Origin of the sequence: Burkholderia diffusa, from assembly GCF_902499115.1 — a bacterium.
GTDB classification, from domain to species: Bacteria; Pseudomonadota; Gammaproteobacteria; order Burkholderiales; family Burkholderiaceae; genus Burkholderia; species Burkholderia diffusa.
Window position 1 is genome coordinate 93,922 of record NZ_CABVPN010000005.1, and the last position, 16,841, is coordinate 110,762.

Below are 16,841 nucleotides of genomic sequence, written 5' to 3' on the forward strand. Positions count from 1 at the left end.
ATCGGCGCCTGCAATCAAATCGAGTCGTTTCCTGAGATCGACGCGACGCGTCTGCACAATAGGCCCGCACGGGCCGCGCAGCGAATCCGTGAAGGGGTGACTTCACGTTCGTCAAGGACGGCAGCGGCTGGAAAACCACCGACGATTTCACTGAAACGCTGCTGCAGGCGATCGTCGCGCGACGTATCGCGAAGGTGTATGGCGACAATGTCGCCGACAAGATGGGGGCGCAGAAGTAGCCGCGCGGCAACCTGATCCGACGCTGCGGATGTCGAAATGAAACGGGCGGCCCGCAATGCGATCGCAGGCCGTCCGTTTTGTCCGTGCTCGACCGCCTGGTTACCGATCATCCTCCCGCACCGAAGAAGGATGCCGGCACAGCGCCCGCACCTCCATCTCCATATACGGAAACAACGGCAGCTGGCTCAACAGGTCATGCAGCTGCTGCACGCTTTCCACATCGAAAATACTCACGTTCGCATACTGCCCCGCGATACGCCACAGATGCCGCCAGGTCCCTTCGTTCATGAGCCGCTGGCACATCGCCTTCTCTTCGGCCTTCAGCGTGGCCGCCTTGACCGGATCCATGTCCGTCGGCAGACGGACGGTCATTTCCACATGAAACAGCATCCTGTGCTCCTTGCGTTGTCGATTCGTCGAACGGGACGGCCGCTCAGGCCTGCGCCCGTGCCCGCGCGACTTCGCTCGCCGGCACGTCCTGCTTGTCCTTGAGCAGCGAGAAATCGAAGTCGATCAGCGCGAACGGCCCGTCGATGCCATACGGCTTGCCTTGCGCGCCCTCGGCCTGCTTGACCTTCGGGATCAGCCCTTCGCGGGTCGCGAATGCGAAGTCGTCCCAGATGTGCGGGTCGCCTTCGATGTTGATCTGCGTCGTCAGCTTACGATATCCGTCCGCGGAAACGAAGAAGTGGATGTGCGCCGGACGATGGCCGTGGCGGCCGAGCTGGTCGAGCAGCTGTTCGGTCTTGCTGCCCGGCGGCACGCTGTAGCCGACCGGCAGCACGCTGCGGAAGCTGTAGCGGCCCTCGGCATCGGTTCGGATCGAGCGGCGCAGGTTGAACGCCGGCTGCGACTGATCGAAGTACGAATAGTTGCCCAGATGGTTCGCGTGCCACACTTCGACGAGCGCATTCGGGATCGGCGCGCCGTCCTGACCGAGTACCTGACCGCGCATGATCAGCGTCTGGCCCGGATCGGTGCCGTCGTCGAGACGCGCATGGCCGACCGATTCCGGCGCGCCCGCGACGTACAGCGGCCCTTCGATCGTGCGCGGCGTGCCGCCCTGGAAGCCGGCTTTCTCCTCGGCCTCGTCCATCCGCACGTCGAGGAAGCGCTCGAGGCCGAGGCCCGCGGCGATCAGCCCGAATTCACGGCCGGCTTCGTTCAGGTAGTTGAGCGCGGTCCAGAACTCGCTCGGCTGCACGTCGAAGTCCTCGATCGTGTAGCAGATGTCCTTCACGATCCGGTTGACGATCGCGCGCACGCGCGGGTTGCCGGGCTTTTCCGCGGCGTCGTCGAAGGTTTTCAGCAGGGCGTCGATGGCTTGCTTGTTCATCTGTGTCTCCGGTTTCGGTTGTCGTGTCATGCGGGATCAGCGGGCGTCGCGTCGCATCCGTTCGATGCGGGCCCAGTCGAAGGTGATGCCGAGGCCGGGCGTCGCCGGCAGGTGCAGCTTGAAATCCTGGTAACGCAGCGGCTCGACGAGGATTTCCTCGGTGAGCAGCAGCGGGCCGAACAGCTCGGTGCCCCATTTCAGCGAGCCGAACGTGCTGAACAGCTGCGCGGACGCCATCGTGCCGGCCGCGCCTTCGAGCATCGTGCCGCCGTACAGGTCGATGCCGGCGGCCGACGCGATCGATGCGACGCTCGCCGCACCGAGCAGGCCGCCCGATTGCGCGATCTTCACCGCGAACACGTCGGCCGCGCGGTCCTGCGCGAGCGCGAATGCATCGACGGGGCCGTGCAGCGCCTCGTCGGCCATGATCGGAATCTGCGCGAGTTGCGTGAGGCGCTTCAGCCCCGCACGGTTGGTCGCCGCGATCGGTTGTTCGACGAGGCTCACGCCGGCCTCCGCAAGTCGGGCGCCCGCGCGGATCGCGTCGGTTTCGGTCCATGCCTGATTCACGTCGACGCGGACGTCGCCGCGCTCGCCGAGCGCGCGCTTGATCGCGATCACGTGCGCGACGTCATCGTCGACCGCATTCGAGCCGATCTTCAGCTTGAACGCGCGATGGCGGCGCGCGTCGAGCATCGCCTCGGCTTCCGCGATGTCGCGCTGCGTGTCGCCGCTCGCGAGCGTCCACGCAACGTCGACCGCATCGGTCGTGCGGCCGCCGAACAGCTCGGACAGCGGCACGCCGAGGCGACGCGCCTGCGCGTCGAACAGTGCGGTCTCGAGCGCGCATTTCGCGAACCGGTTGCCCTGGAACAGCTTGCGCGCACGCGCCATCGCGGCGCCCGGGCGCGTCGCGTCCATGCCCTGCAGCAGCGGCGCGAAGTAGGTGTCGATGTTGACCTTGATGCTCTCGGGGCTTTCCTCGCCATACGCGAGACCGCCGATCGTGGTCGCCTCGCCGACGCCTTCGATACCGTCCGTGCATCGAACGCGGACCAGCACGAGGGTCTGGCAATTCATCGTGGCGACCGACAGCTTGTGGGGCCTGATCGTCGGCACGTCGACGAGCAGCGTCTCGACGCGTTCGATGGTGGCGGTAGTTGCTATCATGCGATTCCTCCTGTTGGTGCACATGGTAGGAATTTCCGCCGAGCGGCGTCCAACACTCTTTCCGACTACTTCCATACCTTTGAGGCATGAAATGGAATTGCGCCAGCTCCGGTATTTCATCGCCGTCGCGGAGGAAATGAACATCACGCGGGCGGCGGAGCGCCTGCACATGACGCAGCCGCCGCTGAGCCGCCAGCTCCAGGCGATCGAGGACGAGGTCGGGCTGCCGCTGTTCGAGCGCGGCGCGCGGCCGCTGAAGCTGACCGACGCGGGCCGCGTGTTCTATGCGCAGGCGACGCGCGTCGTCGAACAGGCCGACGAGCTCGGCCCGCTGACGCGGCGGCTCGCGCAGTTGTCGGAGCGGATCGTGATCGGCTTCGTGCCGTCGACGCTCTACGGCGCGCTGCCGGACGTGATCCGCGCGTTTCGCGAGGCGCACCCGGGCGTCGAGCTGTCGCTGATCGAAATGTTCACGCTCGAGCAACTGGGGGCACTGAAGGGCGGGCGGATCGACGTCGGGTTCGGCCGCCTGCGCTTCGACGACGACCAGCTCGTGCGCGAGGCGCTGATCGAGGAAAAGCTGATCGCGGCGCTGCCGGTCGGGCATCCGCTCGCCGATCCGGGCCGGCCGCTGACGCTCGCGGACATCGCGAACGAGACGCTGATCGTCTATCCGAGCACGCCGCGGCCGAGCTTCGCGGACCAGCAGTTGTCCGCGCTGCGCGACGGCGCGCTCGTGCCGGCGGCCGTGCACGAGGTGCGCGAACTGCAGACGGCGCTCGGGCTCGTCGCCGCGCAGGTGGGCGTGTCGCTGGTGCCGGAAAGCGTCGAAGGCGTGCGCGTGAAGGGCGTCGTCTACCGGCGGCTGCCGGAACCCACGGCGACGTCGCCGATCATCATGAGCCGCCGGCTGCACGGCGAAAGCGCCGCGACGACCGCGTTCTGCGCGATCGCGCGGGAGATGATTGCGCCGGCAGCGTAGGGACGGTCGTTTCCGTATTGACTGCAACTAACGGTCAAATTCGGCGCGCCAAGGCGAATGCGGAGCGGGTGTCGCGATGCGATGTCATCTGCCGCTGATGCAGGCGGACAGCGAGCCGGCAAGCCGGGCCGGCCGGTAACCGGCAAGCCAGCGTCCCCGCGACCACTCACCACTTACCGCTTCCCGTCGAGCGTCTCCGAGGGCGACTCCCCGAACTTCTCCCGGTACGCGATCGCGAATCGCCCGAGGTGCGTGAACCCGCAATCGAGCGCGATATCGGCGATCCGTCGCTCGGACACCGACCCGCGCAGCAACTCCCGCGCATGCTTGAGTCGCGTCGCGCGCAGGTATTGCATCGGGCTCATTCCGCGGAACTGCAGGAAGGCGTCACGCAGTGTCCGCTCCGGTACGTTGGCGGCCTGGACGATATCGATGAGCTGCAACGGCTGCGCGTAGTGTGCGTTCACGAACTCCTGCGCGCGCCGCACGAAGCCCGGCGCGGGATCCTGGCGCGCGCTCGGTACCGACGGCGGGTGGCCTTCGATCAGCAAATCGATCAGCAGATGCTCGAGCTGCGACGCGACGCGCGGGTTCGCGTTCGCCCGTTCGAGCAGCGCCGGCGAGCGGGCGACGAGCATCAGCTGCTGGCGCCACGCGGTGAGCGCGGCATCGCTGATGTGCAGCACGGGGTCGAGCATCGCGCGCGGGTCGCCGGTCAGCGAACCGACGGTCGCGGCATCGATGCGCAGCACGAACTGCTCGCAATCGGCGGACAGCACCGCGTCGAAGCGCTCGCCGGGCGCGCACAGCACGCCGGTCTGCCCGTCGACGCCGAGCCGGCGCCCCATCGCGTGGACTTCCGCCTGCCCGGACAGGCAGAACATCAGCAGGTAATAACCGTCGACGGCGTCGACCTGCACGCGCATCGCGTCGCCGAACGCGATGGTGCCGATGCCGAGCCCGCCGAGCCGCACGAAATCCATATGCGATGCGCCTTGCACGCGGCCGCTCGGCAGCAGCGCGTGCGGCTGCATCACGCGCGAGATCCGCTCGCGCGTCTCGTCGAGATCGCGGGATTCGAACAGCCGGTGCGCACGCAGCGCAAGCGGCTCGAACGACGTTGGGGACATGGGCATCAGCCTTGGTATGAACGACGGGCGCTTCGATCCGACGAATGGGTCGGGATCGCGCTCGGGTCGCGTGTGTCGCCATGCTAGCGCAGAAATCCGCCGAAAGTGGATATTGCGCCGCCGCAATCGCACTTTCCGGATAGACGCCGAATTTTAGCTTTTCAAAAATCGGCTCCATGCAATCAACGAAACGGAACCAGAAGGAGTCCGACATGGAGCAGACAGAATCGCCCGTCGTATTCGCCGCGCGCGACGACGCGTCCGATGTGCGCTTTCCGCACGACGACGGCTCGCGCGTGCCGTACAAGGTGTTCAGCTCGCAGGCCGTCTACGAACGCGAGCAGGAACGCATCTTCCGCGGGCCGACATGGAACTTCGTCGCGCTGGAAGCGGAAATCCCGAACGCCGGCGACTTCAAGAGCACGTTCGTCGGCGACACGCCGGTCGTCGTCACGCGCACCGAGGACGGCACGCTGTCCGCATGGGTGAACCGCTGCGCGCACCGCGGCGCGCAGGTGTGCCGCAAGTCGCGCGGCAACGCGAGCTCGCACACGTGCGTCTATCACCAGTGGAGCTTCGACAACCAGGGCAACCTGCTCGGCGTGCCGTTCCGGCGCGGCCAGAAGGGGATGACCGGGATGCCGGCCGACTTCGACCCGAAGCAGCACGGGCTGCGCAAGCTGCGCGTCGACAGCTATCGCGGGCTCGTGTTCGCGACTTTCAGCGATGAAGTGGCGCCGCTGCCCGACTATCTCGGCGAGCAGATGCGTCCGTGGATCGACCGGATCTTCCACAAGCCGATCGAGTATCTCGGCTGCACGCGCCAGTATTCGAAGTCGAACTGGAAGCTGTACATGGAGAACGTGAAGGATCCGTATCACGCGAGCATGCTGCACCTGTTCCATACGACCTTCAACATCTTCCGCGTCGGGATGAAGGCGCGCTCGATTCCGGATGCGAACCACGGGCTGCACAGCATCATCACGGTGACGAAGACGAACGACGACACGTCGGCCGCGTACAAGCAGCAGAACATCCGCTCGTTCGACGAGGGCTTCCATCTGGAAGACGAATCGATCCTCGATCTCGTGTCGGAATACGACGAGGACTGCACGAACCATATCCAGCCGATCTTTCCGCAACTCGTGATCCAGCAGATCCACAACACGCTGGTCGCGCGCCAGATCCTGCCGAAGGGGCCGGACAACTTCGAGCTGATCTTCCACTTCTTCGGCTACGCGGACGACACGCCCGAGCTGCGCGCGCTGCGCATCAAGCAGGCGAACCTGGTCGGGCCGGCCGGCTACATCTCGATGGAAGACACGGAAGCGACCGAGCTCGTGCAGCGCGGCACGGTGCGCGACGCCGACGCGACGTCGGTGATCGAGATGTCGCGCGGCAACCCGGATCAGCAGGACACGGTGATCACCGAAAGCCTGATCCGCAAGTTCTGGGTCGGGTACCAGAAGCTGATGGGCTATCGAAGCGGGAGCGCGCAATGATGGAAAACCTGACGGAAGACATGAAGACGTGGTTCGAGATTTACATGCTCCAGAACCGCTACATCGGCCACCTCGACAACGACCGGCTCGAACACTGGCCGGAAATGTTCACCGAGGACTGCACGTACGAGATCGTGCCGAAGGAGAACGCGGATCTCGGGCTGCCGGTCGGGATCGTCCACTGCACGAACCAGCGCATGCTGCGCGACCGCGTGGTGTCGCTGCGGCACGCGAACATCTTTGAAGAGCACACGTACCGGCACATGACGTCGGGGCTCACGATCGTTGCGGAGCGCGACGGCGAGATCGACACGGAGAGCAACTACGTGGTCGTGCAGACGCGCAGCAACGGCGAATCGAACGTGTACCAGGCCGGCAAGTACTACGACACGGTCGTGCGCACGCCCGACGGGCTGCGCTACAAGACCAAGCGCGTGATCTACGACACGTCGCGCGTGCAGACGCTGCTCGCCACCCCGATCTGACAGCCAAGGAAACGACATGACCGAAGCAACGCTCGCCGAATGGCATCCGCTGGGCGCATTCGACGAATTCTCCGAAGACGAACCGGCGGCGCGCGTCGCCGGCCAGAAGCCGATCGCGGTGTTCCGGATCGGCGACGAACTGTTCGCGATGCACGACCTCTGTTCGCATGGTCACGCGCGGCTGTCCGAAGGCTATGTGGAAGACGGTTGCGTCGAATGCCCGCTGCACCAGGGGCTGATCGACATTCGCACGGGTGCGCCGAAGTGCGCGCCGATCACCGAGCCGGTGCGGACTTATCCGATCCGGATCGTCGACGGTCAGGTGGAAGTCAATGTCGGCTGACCCGTTCGTGATCGTCGGTGCCGGCCATGCGGCGCGGCGCACCGCCGAGGCGCTGCGCGCGCGCGACGCCGACGCACGCATCGTGATGATCGGCGCGGAGCGCGAACTGCCGTACGACCGGCCCGCGCTGTCGAAGGACGCGCTGCTGGGCGACGGCGGCGAGCAGCGCGCGTTCATCCGCGATGCGGCATGGTACGACGCGCAGCGCATCGAGCTGCGGCTCGGCACGCGCGTCGATGCGATCGAGCGCGACGCGCAGCGTGTGCGGCTCGACGACGGCGCGACGTTGCCGTTCGCCCGCCTCGTGCTCGCGACGGGTTCGCGCGTGCGTGCGTTCGGCGGGCCGGTCGACGAAGGCATCGTCCCGCATTACGTGCGCACCGTTGCCGACGCGCGTGCGTTGCGCGCGCAGCTCGCGCCGGGGCGCCGCGTGGCGGTGCTCGGCGGCGGCTTCATCGGCCTCGAGGTGGCGGCCGCGGCACGCCAGCTCGGTTGCGACGTGACGGTGATCGACCCGGCTGCGCGCTTGCTGCAGCGTGCGTTGCCGGAAGTCGTCGGCGCGTATGCGCGGCAACTGCATGACGCGCGCGGCGTGGTCTTCCAGATGGCGACGCTGCCGCGCGCGATTCGCCGCGCACCGGGCGGCGGCGCGATCGTCGAGACCGATCGCGGCGACGTGCAGGCCGATATCGTCGTGGTCGGCATCGGCGTCGTGCCCAACGTCGAACTCGCGCAGGCGGCCGGCCTCGAGGTCGACAACGGTATCCGTGTCGATGCGGGATGCCGGACGGCCGATCGCGCGATCTTCGCGGCGGGCGAGGTGACGATGCACTTCAATCCGCTGCTCGGGCGTCACGTGCGGATCGAGTCGTGGCAGGTCGCGGAGAATCAGCCGGCGGTCGCGGCCGCGAACCTGCTGGGTGCGGACGAAACGTATGCCGAGCTGCCCTGGCTGTGGTCCGATCAGTACGATTGCAACCTGCAGATGCTCGGGCTGTTCGGCGGCGAGCGAACGATCGTCGTGCGTGGCGATCCCGCGAGCGGGCCGTTCACGGTGTTCGGGCTGGACGACACCGGGAAGATCGCTGCGGTGGCTGCGGCGAACCTGGGGCGCGACATCGGTGCATCGCGGCGCCTGATCGCGGCAGGCGCCGTGCCCGATCCGGTGAAGCTCGCCGATCCGGCGGTGAACCTGAAGACCTTTCTCTGAGGCAGTGCGCGAACGCGGCCAGCGCGGCCGTGTTCGCGCCGGGGTAGCTGAAACGTCGAGCGCAACCTGTTCCGGACAACCTTTCCGGCTCGGGCAACGCGCGCGGGTTTGTCGCGGGCCGGCGATCGGTGCATATTAGCGGCATTGCCGTTTCACCGGTCGCCCATGACGCCAGACAAAGCCCTCGAACTGAAACGCAGCAAGCGCCGCGCGCTATGGCTGCTGCTGGCCGCGGTCGCGGTATTCGTCACGACGATCCTGCTGCCGCGCGGCCCGTGGGTCGACGGTTTCAAGGCGGTGGCCGAGGCCGCGATGGTTGGCGCGCTCGCCGACTGGTTCGCGGTCGTCGCGCTGTTTCGCCGCGTGCCGATTCCGTTCGTATCGCGCCACACCGAAATCATCCCGAAGAACAAGGACAAGATCGCCGACAACCTCGCGGTGTTCGTGCGCGAGAAATTCCTCGGTCCCGACGCACTCGTCGCGCAGATCCGCCAGCACGATCCCGCACGGAGACTCGGCGCATGGCTCGGCGAGCCCGCGAACACCGACGCGCTCGGCGGCTACGTGACGAAGCTGATGAGCTTCGCGCTCGACATGACCGACGATGCGCGGATCCAGTCGTTCGTCCACGACGCGTTCCGCGCGGTGATCGACCGCATCGACCTGTCGCAATCGCTGGGCGCGATCCTCGACACGCTGACGAAGGACGGCCGCCACCAGGCGTTGCTCGACGATGCGATCGAGCAGGTGGTCGACGTGCTCGACAAGGAGGAGAACCGTGAGGTGATCGCGGGCTTCATCGTCGAATGGCTGAAGACGCAATACCCGAAGGTCGAGAAGATCATGCCGACGCAGTGGTTCGGCGAGAACGGCGCACGCATGCTGGCGAGCGCGGTGAGCCGCGTGCTCGAGGGCGTGGCGGCCGATCCGGAGCACGAGTTGCGGCAGCGCTTCGACCGCACGGTCGTGCGGCTCACCGAGCGGCTGAAGCATGACCCTGCGTTCATCGCGAAGGGTGACGAGATCAAGCGCTACATTCGCGACGGCGACGCGTTCAATGACTATGTGCGTGATCTGTGGGACCAGTTGCGCGCATGGCTGAAGGCCGATCTCGCGCGGCCCGATTCGACGCTGCACCGGCAGGCCGCGACGCTCGGCGGCTGGCTCGGCGCGCGGCTCGCGCAGAGCCCGGCGCTGCGTGCGTCGCTGAACGAGCACATCGAGAAGGCCGTGCACGAGATGGCGCCGGATTTCGCGGATTTCCTGATGCGTCACATCCGCGATACGGTGCGCAACTGGGATGCGCGCGAGATGTCGCGGCAGATCGAGTTGAACATCGGCAAGGACCTGCAGTACATCCGCATCAACGGCACGCTCGTCGGCGGGCTGATCGGGCTCGGGCTGTATCTGGTCTCGCTGGTGCCGCGCTGGGCGGCGCAGTGGCTGCATTGATGCGGGCGCGGCCAGTCGGTTGTCCGGATACTGAACGTGGCGCACGGCAGGGCATGGATCGCAGTATGTAAGCCATGGTTTACATGTTGGGTGAATGAAATCGGGGTGCCTCCGGCAATACGGTACGGCCGCCCGCGCCGTTTGACGTCGAATTGACCGTCAGGCCGATCCTCTCGCGCGGCCGGACCCGGCCATTCGGCCGAAGTCGGCATTCCGCGAATCCGTCTACAATCAAAAACGTCCTTGCCGCCCGTGCGTGCTTGCCGCGCGCGGGCGAATCCGTTTGTCCTCCTGCACAGGGAGGCGCCGCCGTGCGTTGCGCGGCGGGCAGTGCCGTGGTCAGTGTCCAGTAGGTAAAGCGTCCGCGTGCCGTAGGCCGGCGCGCGTTCTGAACGTCGCGCGCCCGTAAGCCGGGCAGGCGGCATCAACCGAGAGTCCCCCATGAAAGCATCGGATCTGTTCGTGAAGGCGCTGGAAGCCGAAGGTGTCGAGTACGTGTTCGGCATCCCCGGCGAGGAAAACCTCGATCTGCTCGAATCGCTGCGGCGATCGAAGATCAAGCTCGTGCTGACCCGGCACGAGCAGGCGGCCGGGTTCATGGCCGCCACCTACGGCCGCCTGACGGGCCGCACCGGCGTGTGTCTCGCGACGCTCGGGCCAGGCGCGACCAACTTCGTGACGGCTGCCGCCTATGCGCAGCTCGGCGGCATGCCGATGCTGATGATCACCGGGCAGAAGCCGATCAAGTCCAGCAAGCAGGGTCACTTCCAGATCGTCGACGTCGTCGGCATGATGCAGCCGCTCACGAAGTTCACGCGGCAGATCGTGTCGATCGGCAACATTCCGTCGGCGGTGCGCGAGGCGTTCCGTCGCGCGGAGGAGGAGCGCCCGGGCGCCGCGCACCTCGAACTCCCGGAGGACATCGCGCACGAGGAGGGCGACGGCAAGCCGATTCCGCGCAGCTACAGCCGGCGGCCGGTGGCCGAGGAGAAGGCGGTCGCGCACGCGGTCGACGCGATCCAGGCCGCGCGCCACCCGCTGTTGATGATCGGCGCGGGCGGCAATCGCAAGACGACCTGCAAGATGCTGCTCGAATTCGTCGACAAGACGGGCATCCCGTTCTTCACGACCCAGATGGGCAAGGGCGTGATCGACGAAACGCATCCGCTGTGGCTCGGCAACGCGACGCTGTCCGACGGCGACTTCGTGCACCGCGCGATCGAGCATGCGGACTGCATCATCAATGTCGGCCACGACGTGATCGAGAAGCCGCCGTTCTTCATGCGCACGGACGACAAGACCGTGATCCACGTGAACTTCCTCGGTGCGCAGGTCGATCCCGTCTACTTCCCGCAGATCGAGGTGGTCGGCGACATCGCGAACGCGGTGTGGCAGATGAAGGAGGCGATCGCGCCGCAGCCGCATTGGGATTTCGCCCGCTTCGCGATGATCAAGGAGCATTTCGACGCGCATCTGGCGAAGGGCCAGCACGATCCGCGCTTCCCGATGTACCCGGTGCGGATCGTGAACGACCTGTACAACGCGCTGCCGACCGACGGGATCGTCTGCCTCGACAACGGGATGTACAAGATCTGGTTCGCGCGCTACTGGCGTGCGCACGAGCCGAACTCGCTGCTGCTCGACAACGCGCTCGCGTCGATGGGCGCGGGCCTGCCGTCGGCGATCGCGACGAAGATCGTGCATCCGCAGCGCAAGGTGATCGCCGTGTGCGGCGACGGCGGCTTCATGATGAATTCGCAGGAACTCGAAACCGCCGTGCGGCTGAAGCTCGACATCGTCGTGATGATTCTGCGCGACGATGCCTTCGGGATGATCCGCTGGAAGCAGGAGAACATGAACTTCCCCGATTTCGCGATGACGCTGCAGAACCCCGATTTCGTGTCGTATGCGCAAAGCTACGGCGCGCACGGGCATCGCGTCGAAGCGGCCGACGATCTCGAGCCGCTGCTGCGCGAGTGCTTCTCGTCGCCTGGCGTGCACGTGATCGACGTGCCGATCGACTATTCGGACAACGAGCGCGTGCTGAACCGCGAGATCAAGCGGTTGTCCGCGCAACTCTGAATTCCCCGTTCACAGGAAGGAGTCGTTCCATGCTGAAGGATACCTATCCGTACTATCTGGCCAACGAAGCCGTCTACGCGAACACCGATCTGGAAGTGACCGACAAGTTCAGCGGCAAGGTTGCGACGCGCGTCGCGCTGGCCGACGCGAAAGCGATCGATGCGGCCATCGGCGCGGCGGTCGGCGCCGCGAAGCCGATGCGCGAGTTGCCGGCCTACAAGCGACAGGCGGTGCTCGACCATTGCGTCGCGCGCTTTCGCGAGCGCTTCGACGAGCTGGCGGAGGCGCTGTGCATCGAGGCCGGCAAGCCGATCAACGATTCGAAGGGCGAGGTGACGCGGCTGATCGATACGTTCCGCGTCGCGTCCGAGGAGTCGGTGCGCATCGACGGCGAGGTGATCAACCTCGAGATTTCGGCACGCGCGCAAGGCTACACCGGCTATACGCGGCGCGTGCCGATCGGCCCGTGCTCGTTCATCTCGCCGTTCAACTTCCCGCTGAACCTCGCCGCGCACAAGGTCGCACCCGCGCTGGCCGCAGGCTGTCCGTTCGTGCTGAAACCCGCGAGCCGCACGCCGATCGGCGCGCTGATCATCGGCGAGGTGCTCGCCGAAACCGACCTGCCGAAGGGGGCATTCTCGGTGCTGCCCGCACATCGCGACGGCGCGGACCTGTTCACGACCGACGAGCGCTTCAAGCTGCTGTCGTTCACGGGTTCGCCGGCCGTGGGCTGGGCGCTGAAGGAGAAGGCCGGGAAGAAGAAGGTCGTGCTGGAGCTCGGCGGCAACGCGGCGGCGATCGTCGACGCGGATCAGCGCGAGCAGCTCGACTACGTGGTCGAGCGTCTCGCGTTCGGCGCGTATTACCAGTCGGGCCAGAGCTGTATCGGCGTGCAGCGGATCCTCGTGCATGCGGACCTGTACGACGCGCTGCGCGACAAGCTGATCGCGAAGACGCGTTCGCTGAAGATGGGCGATCCGAAGGATCCGTCGACGTTCGTCGGCCCGATGATCTCCGAATCCGAATCGCGCCGGCTGTCCGGCTGGATGGAGGCGGCCGTCGCGGCGGGCGCGAAGATCGTCGCGGGCGGCAAGGTCGACGGCGCGATGTTCGAGGCGACGCTGCTCGAAAACGTCGGTCGCGAACAGGACCTGTACCGCAAGGAGGCATTTGGTCCCGTCGCGATCCTCGAGAAGTTCGAGCGCTTCGACGATGCGCTCGCGCGCGTCAACGACAGCGACTTCGGGCTGCAGGCCGGCGTGTTCACCGATTCGCTCGCGCATGCACAGCGCGCGTGGGACGAGCTGGAGGTGGGCGGCGTCGTGATCAACGACGTCCCGTCGTTCCGCGTCGACAACATGCCGTATGGCGGCGTGAAGGATTCGGGGCTCGGCCGGGAAGGGATCCGTTACGCGATCGAGGACATGACCGAGCCGCGCCTGATGGTCGTGAGGCGCCGCTAGCGCGGAGGGATGCGGCATGACGGCACGCGGGCAGGCGATCACGCAGGCCCGCGTGCCGTTTTCGTTTCGGCGCGCACCGACGGGCGCGGCGCCGCCCGCGCGGTGCGCCATCGTGGCGGCACCGCGTGCCGTGCTCGCCGAACGCGCTCGACTGCACGCATCGCATCGTGATGTAATCGCGCGAATTGGCCAACCGGGGTACGACATCGGCTGGCGTGCGCATTCATTCTTCACGAGGTCGATTCATGTCCCCCGTCTCGGCATTCAAACTGGTTCTGTTGTCATTCCTCGCGATCGTCGCGCTCGAATGCATCGCCAAGCGGTTGCGATTGCCGCCCGCGGCCGCGCTGCTGATCGGCGGCATCGGCATCGCGTTCATTCCCGGCCTGCCGCCGATCAACCTCGATCCGGAGCTCGTGCTGCTCGTGTTCCTGCCGCCGCTGCTGATGGACGGCGCGTATTTCTCGGTGTGGGAGGAGTTCAAGCACAACGTCGGCGGCATCCTGATGCTCGCGATCGGCGCGGTGGTGTTCACGACGTTCGCGGTCGGTTTCGCCGTGCACTGGGTCGTGCCATCGCTGCCGTGGGCCGCGTGCTTCGCGCTCGGCGCGATCGTGTCGCCGCCGGACGCGGTGGCCGCGAAGGCGGTGCTCGAACGCGTCGCGCTGCCGCGCCGGCTGATGGTGCTGCTCGAAGGGGAAAGCCTGTTGAACGACGCGGCGGGTCTGGTGCTGTTCCGCTTCGCGGTCGCCGCCGCGCTGACGGGTGCGTTCAGCCTCGAGCACGCGGTCGTGCGTTTCGCGGAACTCGGGCTCGGCGGCGTCGTGGTCGGCTTCCTGGTCGGAAAGCTCGTCGTGTGGTTCCTGAAGCTGCTCGATGACGACTATCTGGTGATCACCGTCGCGGTGATCGCCGGCTGGATCGCGTACATCGCGGGCGAGATGGTCGAGGTGTCGGGCGTGATCGCGACGGTCACGGCCGGCATGATCGTCGGCTGGCATCAGCACGAGGTGTTCTCGGCGGCCGTGCGCACGCGCGGCACCGCGTTCTGGCAGGTCATCGTGTTCCTGCTCGAAGCGCTGGTGTTCGTGCTGATCGGGTTGTCGCTGCGCGGTGCGATCCACCGGCTCGGCGGCTTCGAGCAGGTGCTCGCGACGATGGTCCCGCCGGTGCTCGCGGTGCTGGTGGCGGTGGTCGTGTCGCGCTTCGTGTGGATCTATGCGGTCGAGGCGCTGAAGATGCCGGTGCGCGGGATCATTCGGCGTGGTGTCGCACCCGACTGGAAGGCCGCGACGATCATGAGCTGGGCCGGGATGCGTGGGGTCGTGACGCTGGCGATCGCGCTGTCATTGCCGGAGGCCATGCCGGGCCGCGACGTGATCCTGGTCGCGTCGTTCGCGGTGATCCTCGTCACCGTGCTCATGCAGGGCACGACCATCGGGCCGCTGATCCGGCTGCTGCGCCTGCCTCAGCGCGAAGAGCGCGCCGCGCATCACCTGACCGAGCCGCAGGCGTGGGCGCATATCGAGGCTGCGCAGCTCGCGGCGATTCAGCCGCTGGTGCGCGACGAGAGCGGCAAGGTGATTCACCCGCGCCTGCTGGAGCAATACACGTATCGCGCGGAACTGACCGAGCGGGCGAAGAACGAGCCTGCTTATCCGGCGGAGGTACGCATCGCGCACTACGACGTCGTGCTGGCCGCGATCAAGGCCGGGCGTGTGGAATTGTTGCGCCTGCATCGTTCTGGCCGCATTCACGACGAGATGCTGCACATGCTCGAGCGCGATCTCGACCTGCAGGAAGTGTCCGCGCAGCACGCGCGCGGCTAACCGGCCGCGCAAATCGGGTTCGGCGCGCGGTGCCGCGAGTCTTCGCGTCGCGCCGATCCGGTCGCGGCGCGCGATTTTCCCCCTCCATCTCTGCCGATTCCATCGCATCGGAATCCGGCCCCAAAACGTTCGATACGACGGCTTGCAGCGCATGCAAACCTCGCGGCGCCGGCTGCGCAAACGTTATCGTCTTTCGCGTCCGGAAATGATCTGATTAAACTGAATCCCGCTCTTTCACCATATTTGGCAAAACTAAACCGGAAGGAGATAGATGCTGTGTTCTAATTTCATTTAGAATCAGCCGGTTATCTTTATTGAGAGAAAGCGCGCGGAGGTAATGCGACCGTCGTCGGGGTGAAATCGGCGTTCGGATCCCCGCGAGGCAATGCCGACAGGCCAGATCGGCAGCAATAGGCGGATTTCTTCGCCGCCATATTTAAGATGGCGTCCAAGTCGGATAAACAACTCCTATGAAAGAATCAATTGGAGATTTGGCGTTTGAAACGGTATTTATGAAAGAATCCGGCGGTGAAAATGCGCTGGATTGTCTCGAGTCCGGGCTATCGGTTCTGCTCGTCGACGATCAGCCGTTCGTCGGCGAGGTGATCCGCCGCGCGCTGCGCAGCGAGCACGATATCGACCTGCATGTGTGCACCGACGCACATCGGGCGATGGCGGTCGCGCGCGACGTGAAGCCGACGGTCATCCTGCAGGATCTCGTGATGCCGGAAATCGACGGCCTCGATCTCGTTCGCGCGTGGCGCGCGAACACCGAGACCGCACGCGTGCCGATCATCGTGCTGTCGGCGAAGGAGGAGCCGATCGTCAAGCGCGAGGCGTTCATCGCCGGCGCGAACGACTACCTCGTGAAGCTCCCGGACGCGATGGAGCTGACCGCGCGCATCCGCTATCACTCGAATTCGTACCTGATGTCGCGCCAGCGCGACGAAGCGCTGGATTTCCTGTCGCACGACATGCGTTCGCCGCAGACGTCGATCCTCGCGCTGCTCGAGGTCTACCGGACCGAGCACGGCGACATGCCGCCGATCATGGAGCGCATTGCCGGCCACGCACGGCGCGCGCTCGCGCTCGCGGACGGCTTCATCCACCTGACCCGCGCGCAGTCGGAACGCCGCGCGCACGAGGTTCTGAGTCTGAACGAGATCGTGCTCGACGCCGTCGACCAGCTGTGGGAGAAGGCGGCCGGATTCGGCAGCCGGGTCGTTGCCCACGTGCCCGACACCGAGTGCGTGACGATGGGCGACCGCATGATGCTCACGCGCGCGGTCGCAAACCTGATCGACAACGCGCTGAAGTACGGCCCGGCCGGCACGGACGTGCACTGCACGCTGAGCGACGACGACGGTGCGTGGCTGATCGGCGTCGAGGACGCCGGCTCCGGCATCGCGCCCGAGCAACGCACGGCCGCGACCGAGTCGTTCGTGCGGCTCGAATCCGTGCATGGCGCGGCGCGCAGCGGCTTCGGCCTCGGGCTTGCGTTCGTCCGCGCGACGGCCGCGCGGCATCGCGGCCAGATCCTGATGCGCAATACGGTGCGCGGCTTCATGGTCGCGCTTCGGCTGCCGGCGCAAGCGGACCGATGATTTCGCGGCGCGG

15 protein-coding genes are annotated in these 16,841 nt (G+C 66.3%); 10 read left to right on the forward strand and 5 right to left on the reverse strand.

The window, feature by feature from the left end; translation table 11 throughout:
* Positions 1 to 14: 14 nt before the first annotated feature.
* From BTE28158_RS06745 to BTE28158_RS06760, 4 genes are read right to left on the reverse strand one after another with little or no spacing between them, the layout of a single operon-like run.
* The gene (locus BTE28158_RS06745; protein WP_124901344.1) at positions 15 to 350 is read right to left on the reverse strand and encodes a hypothetical protein; all 336 of its coding nucleotides are present in this window, start codon (positions 348 to 350) and stop codon (positions 15 to 17) included.
* Complete coding sequence (gene catC / locus BTE28158_RS06750; protein ID WP_011355923.1) at positions 340 to 630, reverse strand: muconolactone Delta-isomerase; 291 nt, start codon at positions 628 to 630, stop codon at positions 340 to 342. The genes BTE28158_RS06745 and catC overlap by 11 nt, the downstream gene beginning before the upstream one ends.
* A gap of 43 nt (positions 631 to 673) precedes the next feature.
* Entirely contained in the window at positions 674 to 1,576 is a 903-nt protein-coding gene (gene catA, locus BTE28158_RS06755) for a catechol 1,2-dioxygenase (protein ID WP_124621045.1), read from the reverse strand.
* Between the two features lie 36 nt (positions 1,577 to 1,612).
* Positions 1,613 to 2,746 (reverse strand): muconate/chloromuconate family cycloisomerase, encoded by a 1,134-nt coding sequence (locus tag BTE28158_RS06760; protein ID WP_059601568.1) that lies wholly within the window; start codon positions 2,744 to 2,746, stop codon positions 1,613 to 1,615.
* Between the two features lie 91 nt (positions 2,747 to 2,837).
* Between BTE28158_RS06760 and BTE28158_RS06765 the strand changes: the two genes are divergently transcribed.
* Complete coding sequence (locus BTE28158_RS06765; protein ID WP_059601570.1) at positions 2,838 to 3,728, forward strand: LysR family transcriptional regulator; 891 nt, start codon at positions 2,838 to 2,840, stop codon at positions 3,726 to 3,728.
* A gap of 173 nt (positions 3,729 to 3,901) precedes the next feature.
* Here BTE28158_RS06765 and andR read toward each other — a convergent pair whose 3' ends face one another.
* The gene (gene andR, locus BTE28158_RS06770) at positions 3,902 to 4,858 is read right to left on the reverse strand and encodes an anthranilate 1,2-dioxygenase regulatory protein AndR (protein WP_151048357.1); all 957 of its coding nucleotides are present in this window, start codon (positions 4,856 to 4,858) and stop codon (positions 3,902 to 3,904) included.
* Between the two features lie 212 nt (positions 4,859 to 5,070).
* On the opposite strand from andR, the gene andAc reads away from it, so the two are divergent.
* From andAc to BTE28158_RS06815, 9 genes are all read left to right on the forward strand, one after another.
* The gene (gene andAc / locus BTE28158_RS06775) at positions 5,071 to 6,360 is read left to right on the forward strand and encodes an anthranilate 1,2-dioxygenase large subunit AndAc (protein ID WP_151048358.1); all 1,290 of its coding nucleotides are present in this window, start codon (positions 5,071 to 5,073) and stop codon (positions 6,358 to 6,360) included.
* Positions 6,357 to 6,845: an anthranilate 1,2-dioxygenase small subunit AndAd gene (gene andAd, locus BTE28158_RS06780; protein ID WP_059601577.1), complete on the forward strand. Its 489-nt coding sequence runs from the start codon at positions 6,357 to 6,359 to the stop codon at positions 6,843 to 6,845. The genes andAc and andAd overlap by 4 nt, the downstream gene beginning before the upstream one ends.
* A 16-nt stretch (positions 6,846 to 6,861) precedes the next feature.
* A complete protein-coding gene (andAb, locus tag BTE28158_RS06785; protein WP_039344765.1) occupies positions 6,862 to 7,188 on the forward strand; it encodes an anthranilate 1,2-dioxygenase ferredoxin subunit AndAb in 327 nt (108 codons plus the stop codon).
* Positions 7,178 to 8,398: an anthranilate 1,2-dioxygenase system ferredoxin--NAD(+) reductase gene (andAa, locus tag BTE28158_RS06790; RefSeq protein ID WP_151048359.1), complete on the forward strand. Its 1,221-nt coding sequence runs from the start codon at positions 7,178 to 7,180 to the stop codon at positions 8,396 to 8,398. Before andAb ends, andAa begins: the two co-directional genes overlap by 11 nt.
* A gap of 165 nt (positions 8,399 to 8,563) precedes the next feature.
* Positions 8,564 to 9,850 carry a DUF445 domain-containing protein gene (locus tag BTE28158_RS06795; RefSeq protein WP_151048360.1) on the forward strand — a complete coding sequence of 429 codons (1,287 nt, stop codon included), beginning with the start codon at positions 8,564 to 8,566 and terminating at the stop codon, positions 9,848 to 9,850.
* 441 nt (positions 9,851 to 10,291) lie between these two features.
* On the forward strand, positions 10,292 to 11,932 hold the full coding sequence (locus tag BTE28158_RS06800) for an acetolactate synthase large subunit (protein ID WP_059601583.1): 1,641 nt from the start codon (positions 10,292 to 10,294) through the stop codon (positions 11,930 to 11,932).
* Between the two features lie 29 nt (positions 11,933 to 11,961).
* Positions 11,962 to 13,395, forward strand: a complete 1,434-nt coding sequence (locus BTE28158_RS06805; protein WP_151048361.1) for an aldehyde dehydrogenase family protein — start codon at positions 11,962 to 11,964, stop codon at positions 13,393 to 13,395.
* A gap of 245 nt (positions 13,396 to 13,640) precedes the next feature.
* On the forward strand, positions 13,641 to 15,224 hold the full coding sequence (locus BTE28158_RS06810; protein WP_059601587.1) for a Na+/H+ antiporter: 1,584 nt from the start codon (positions 13,641 to 13,643) through the stop codon (positions 15,222 to 15,224).
* Between the two features lie 470 nt (positions 15,225 to 15,694).
* Complete coding sequence (locus BTE28158_RS06815) at positions 15,695 to 16,828, forward strand: hybrid sensor histidine kinase/response regulator (protein ID WP_059601589.1); 1,134 nt, start codon at positions 15,695 to 15,697, stop codon at positions 16,826 to 16,828.
* Positions 16,829 to 16,841 lie beyond the last annotated feature (13 nt).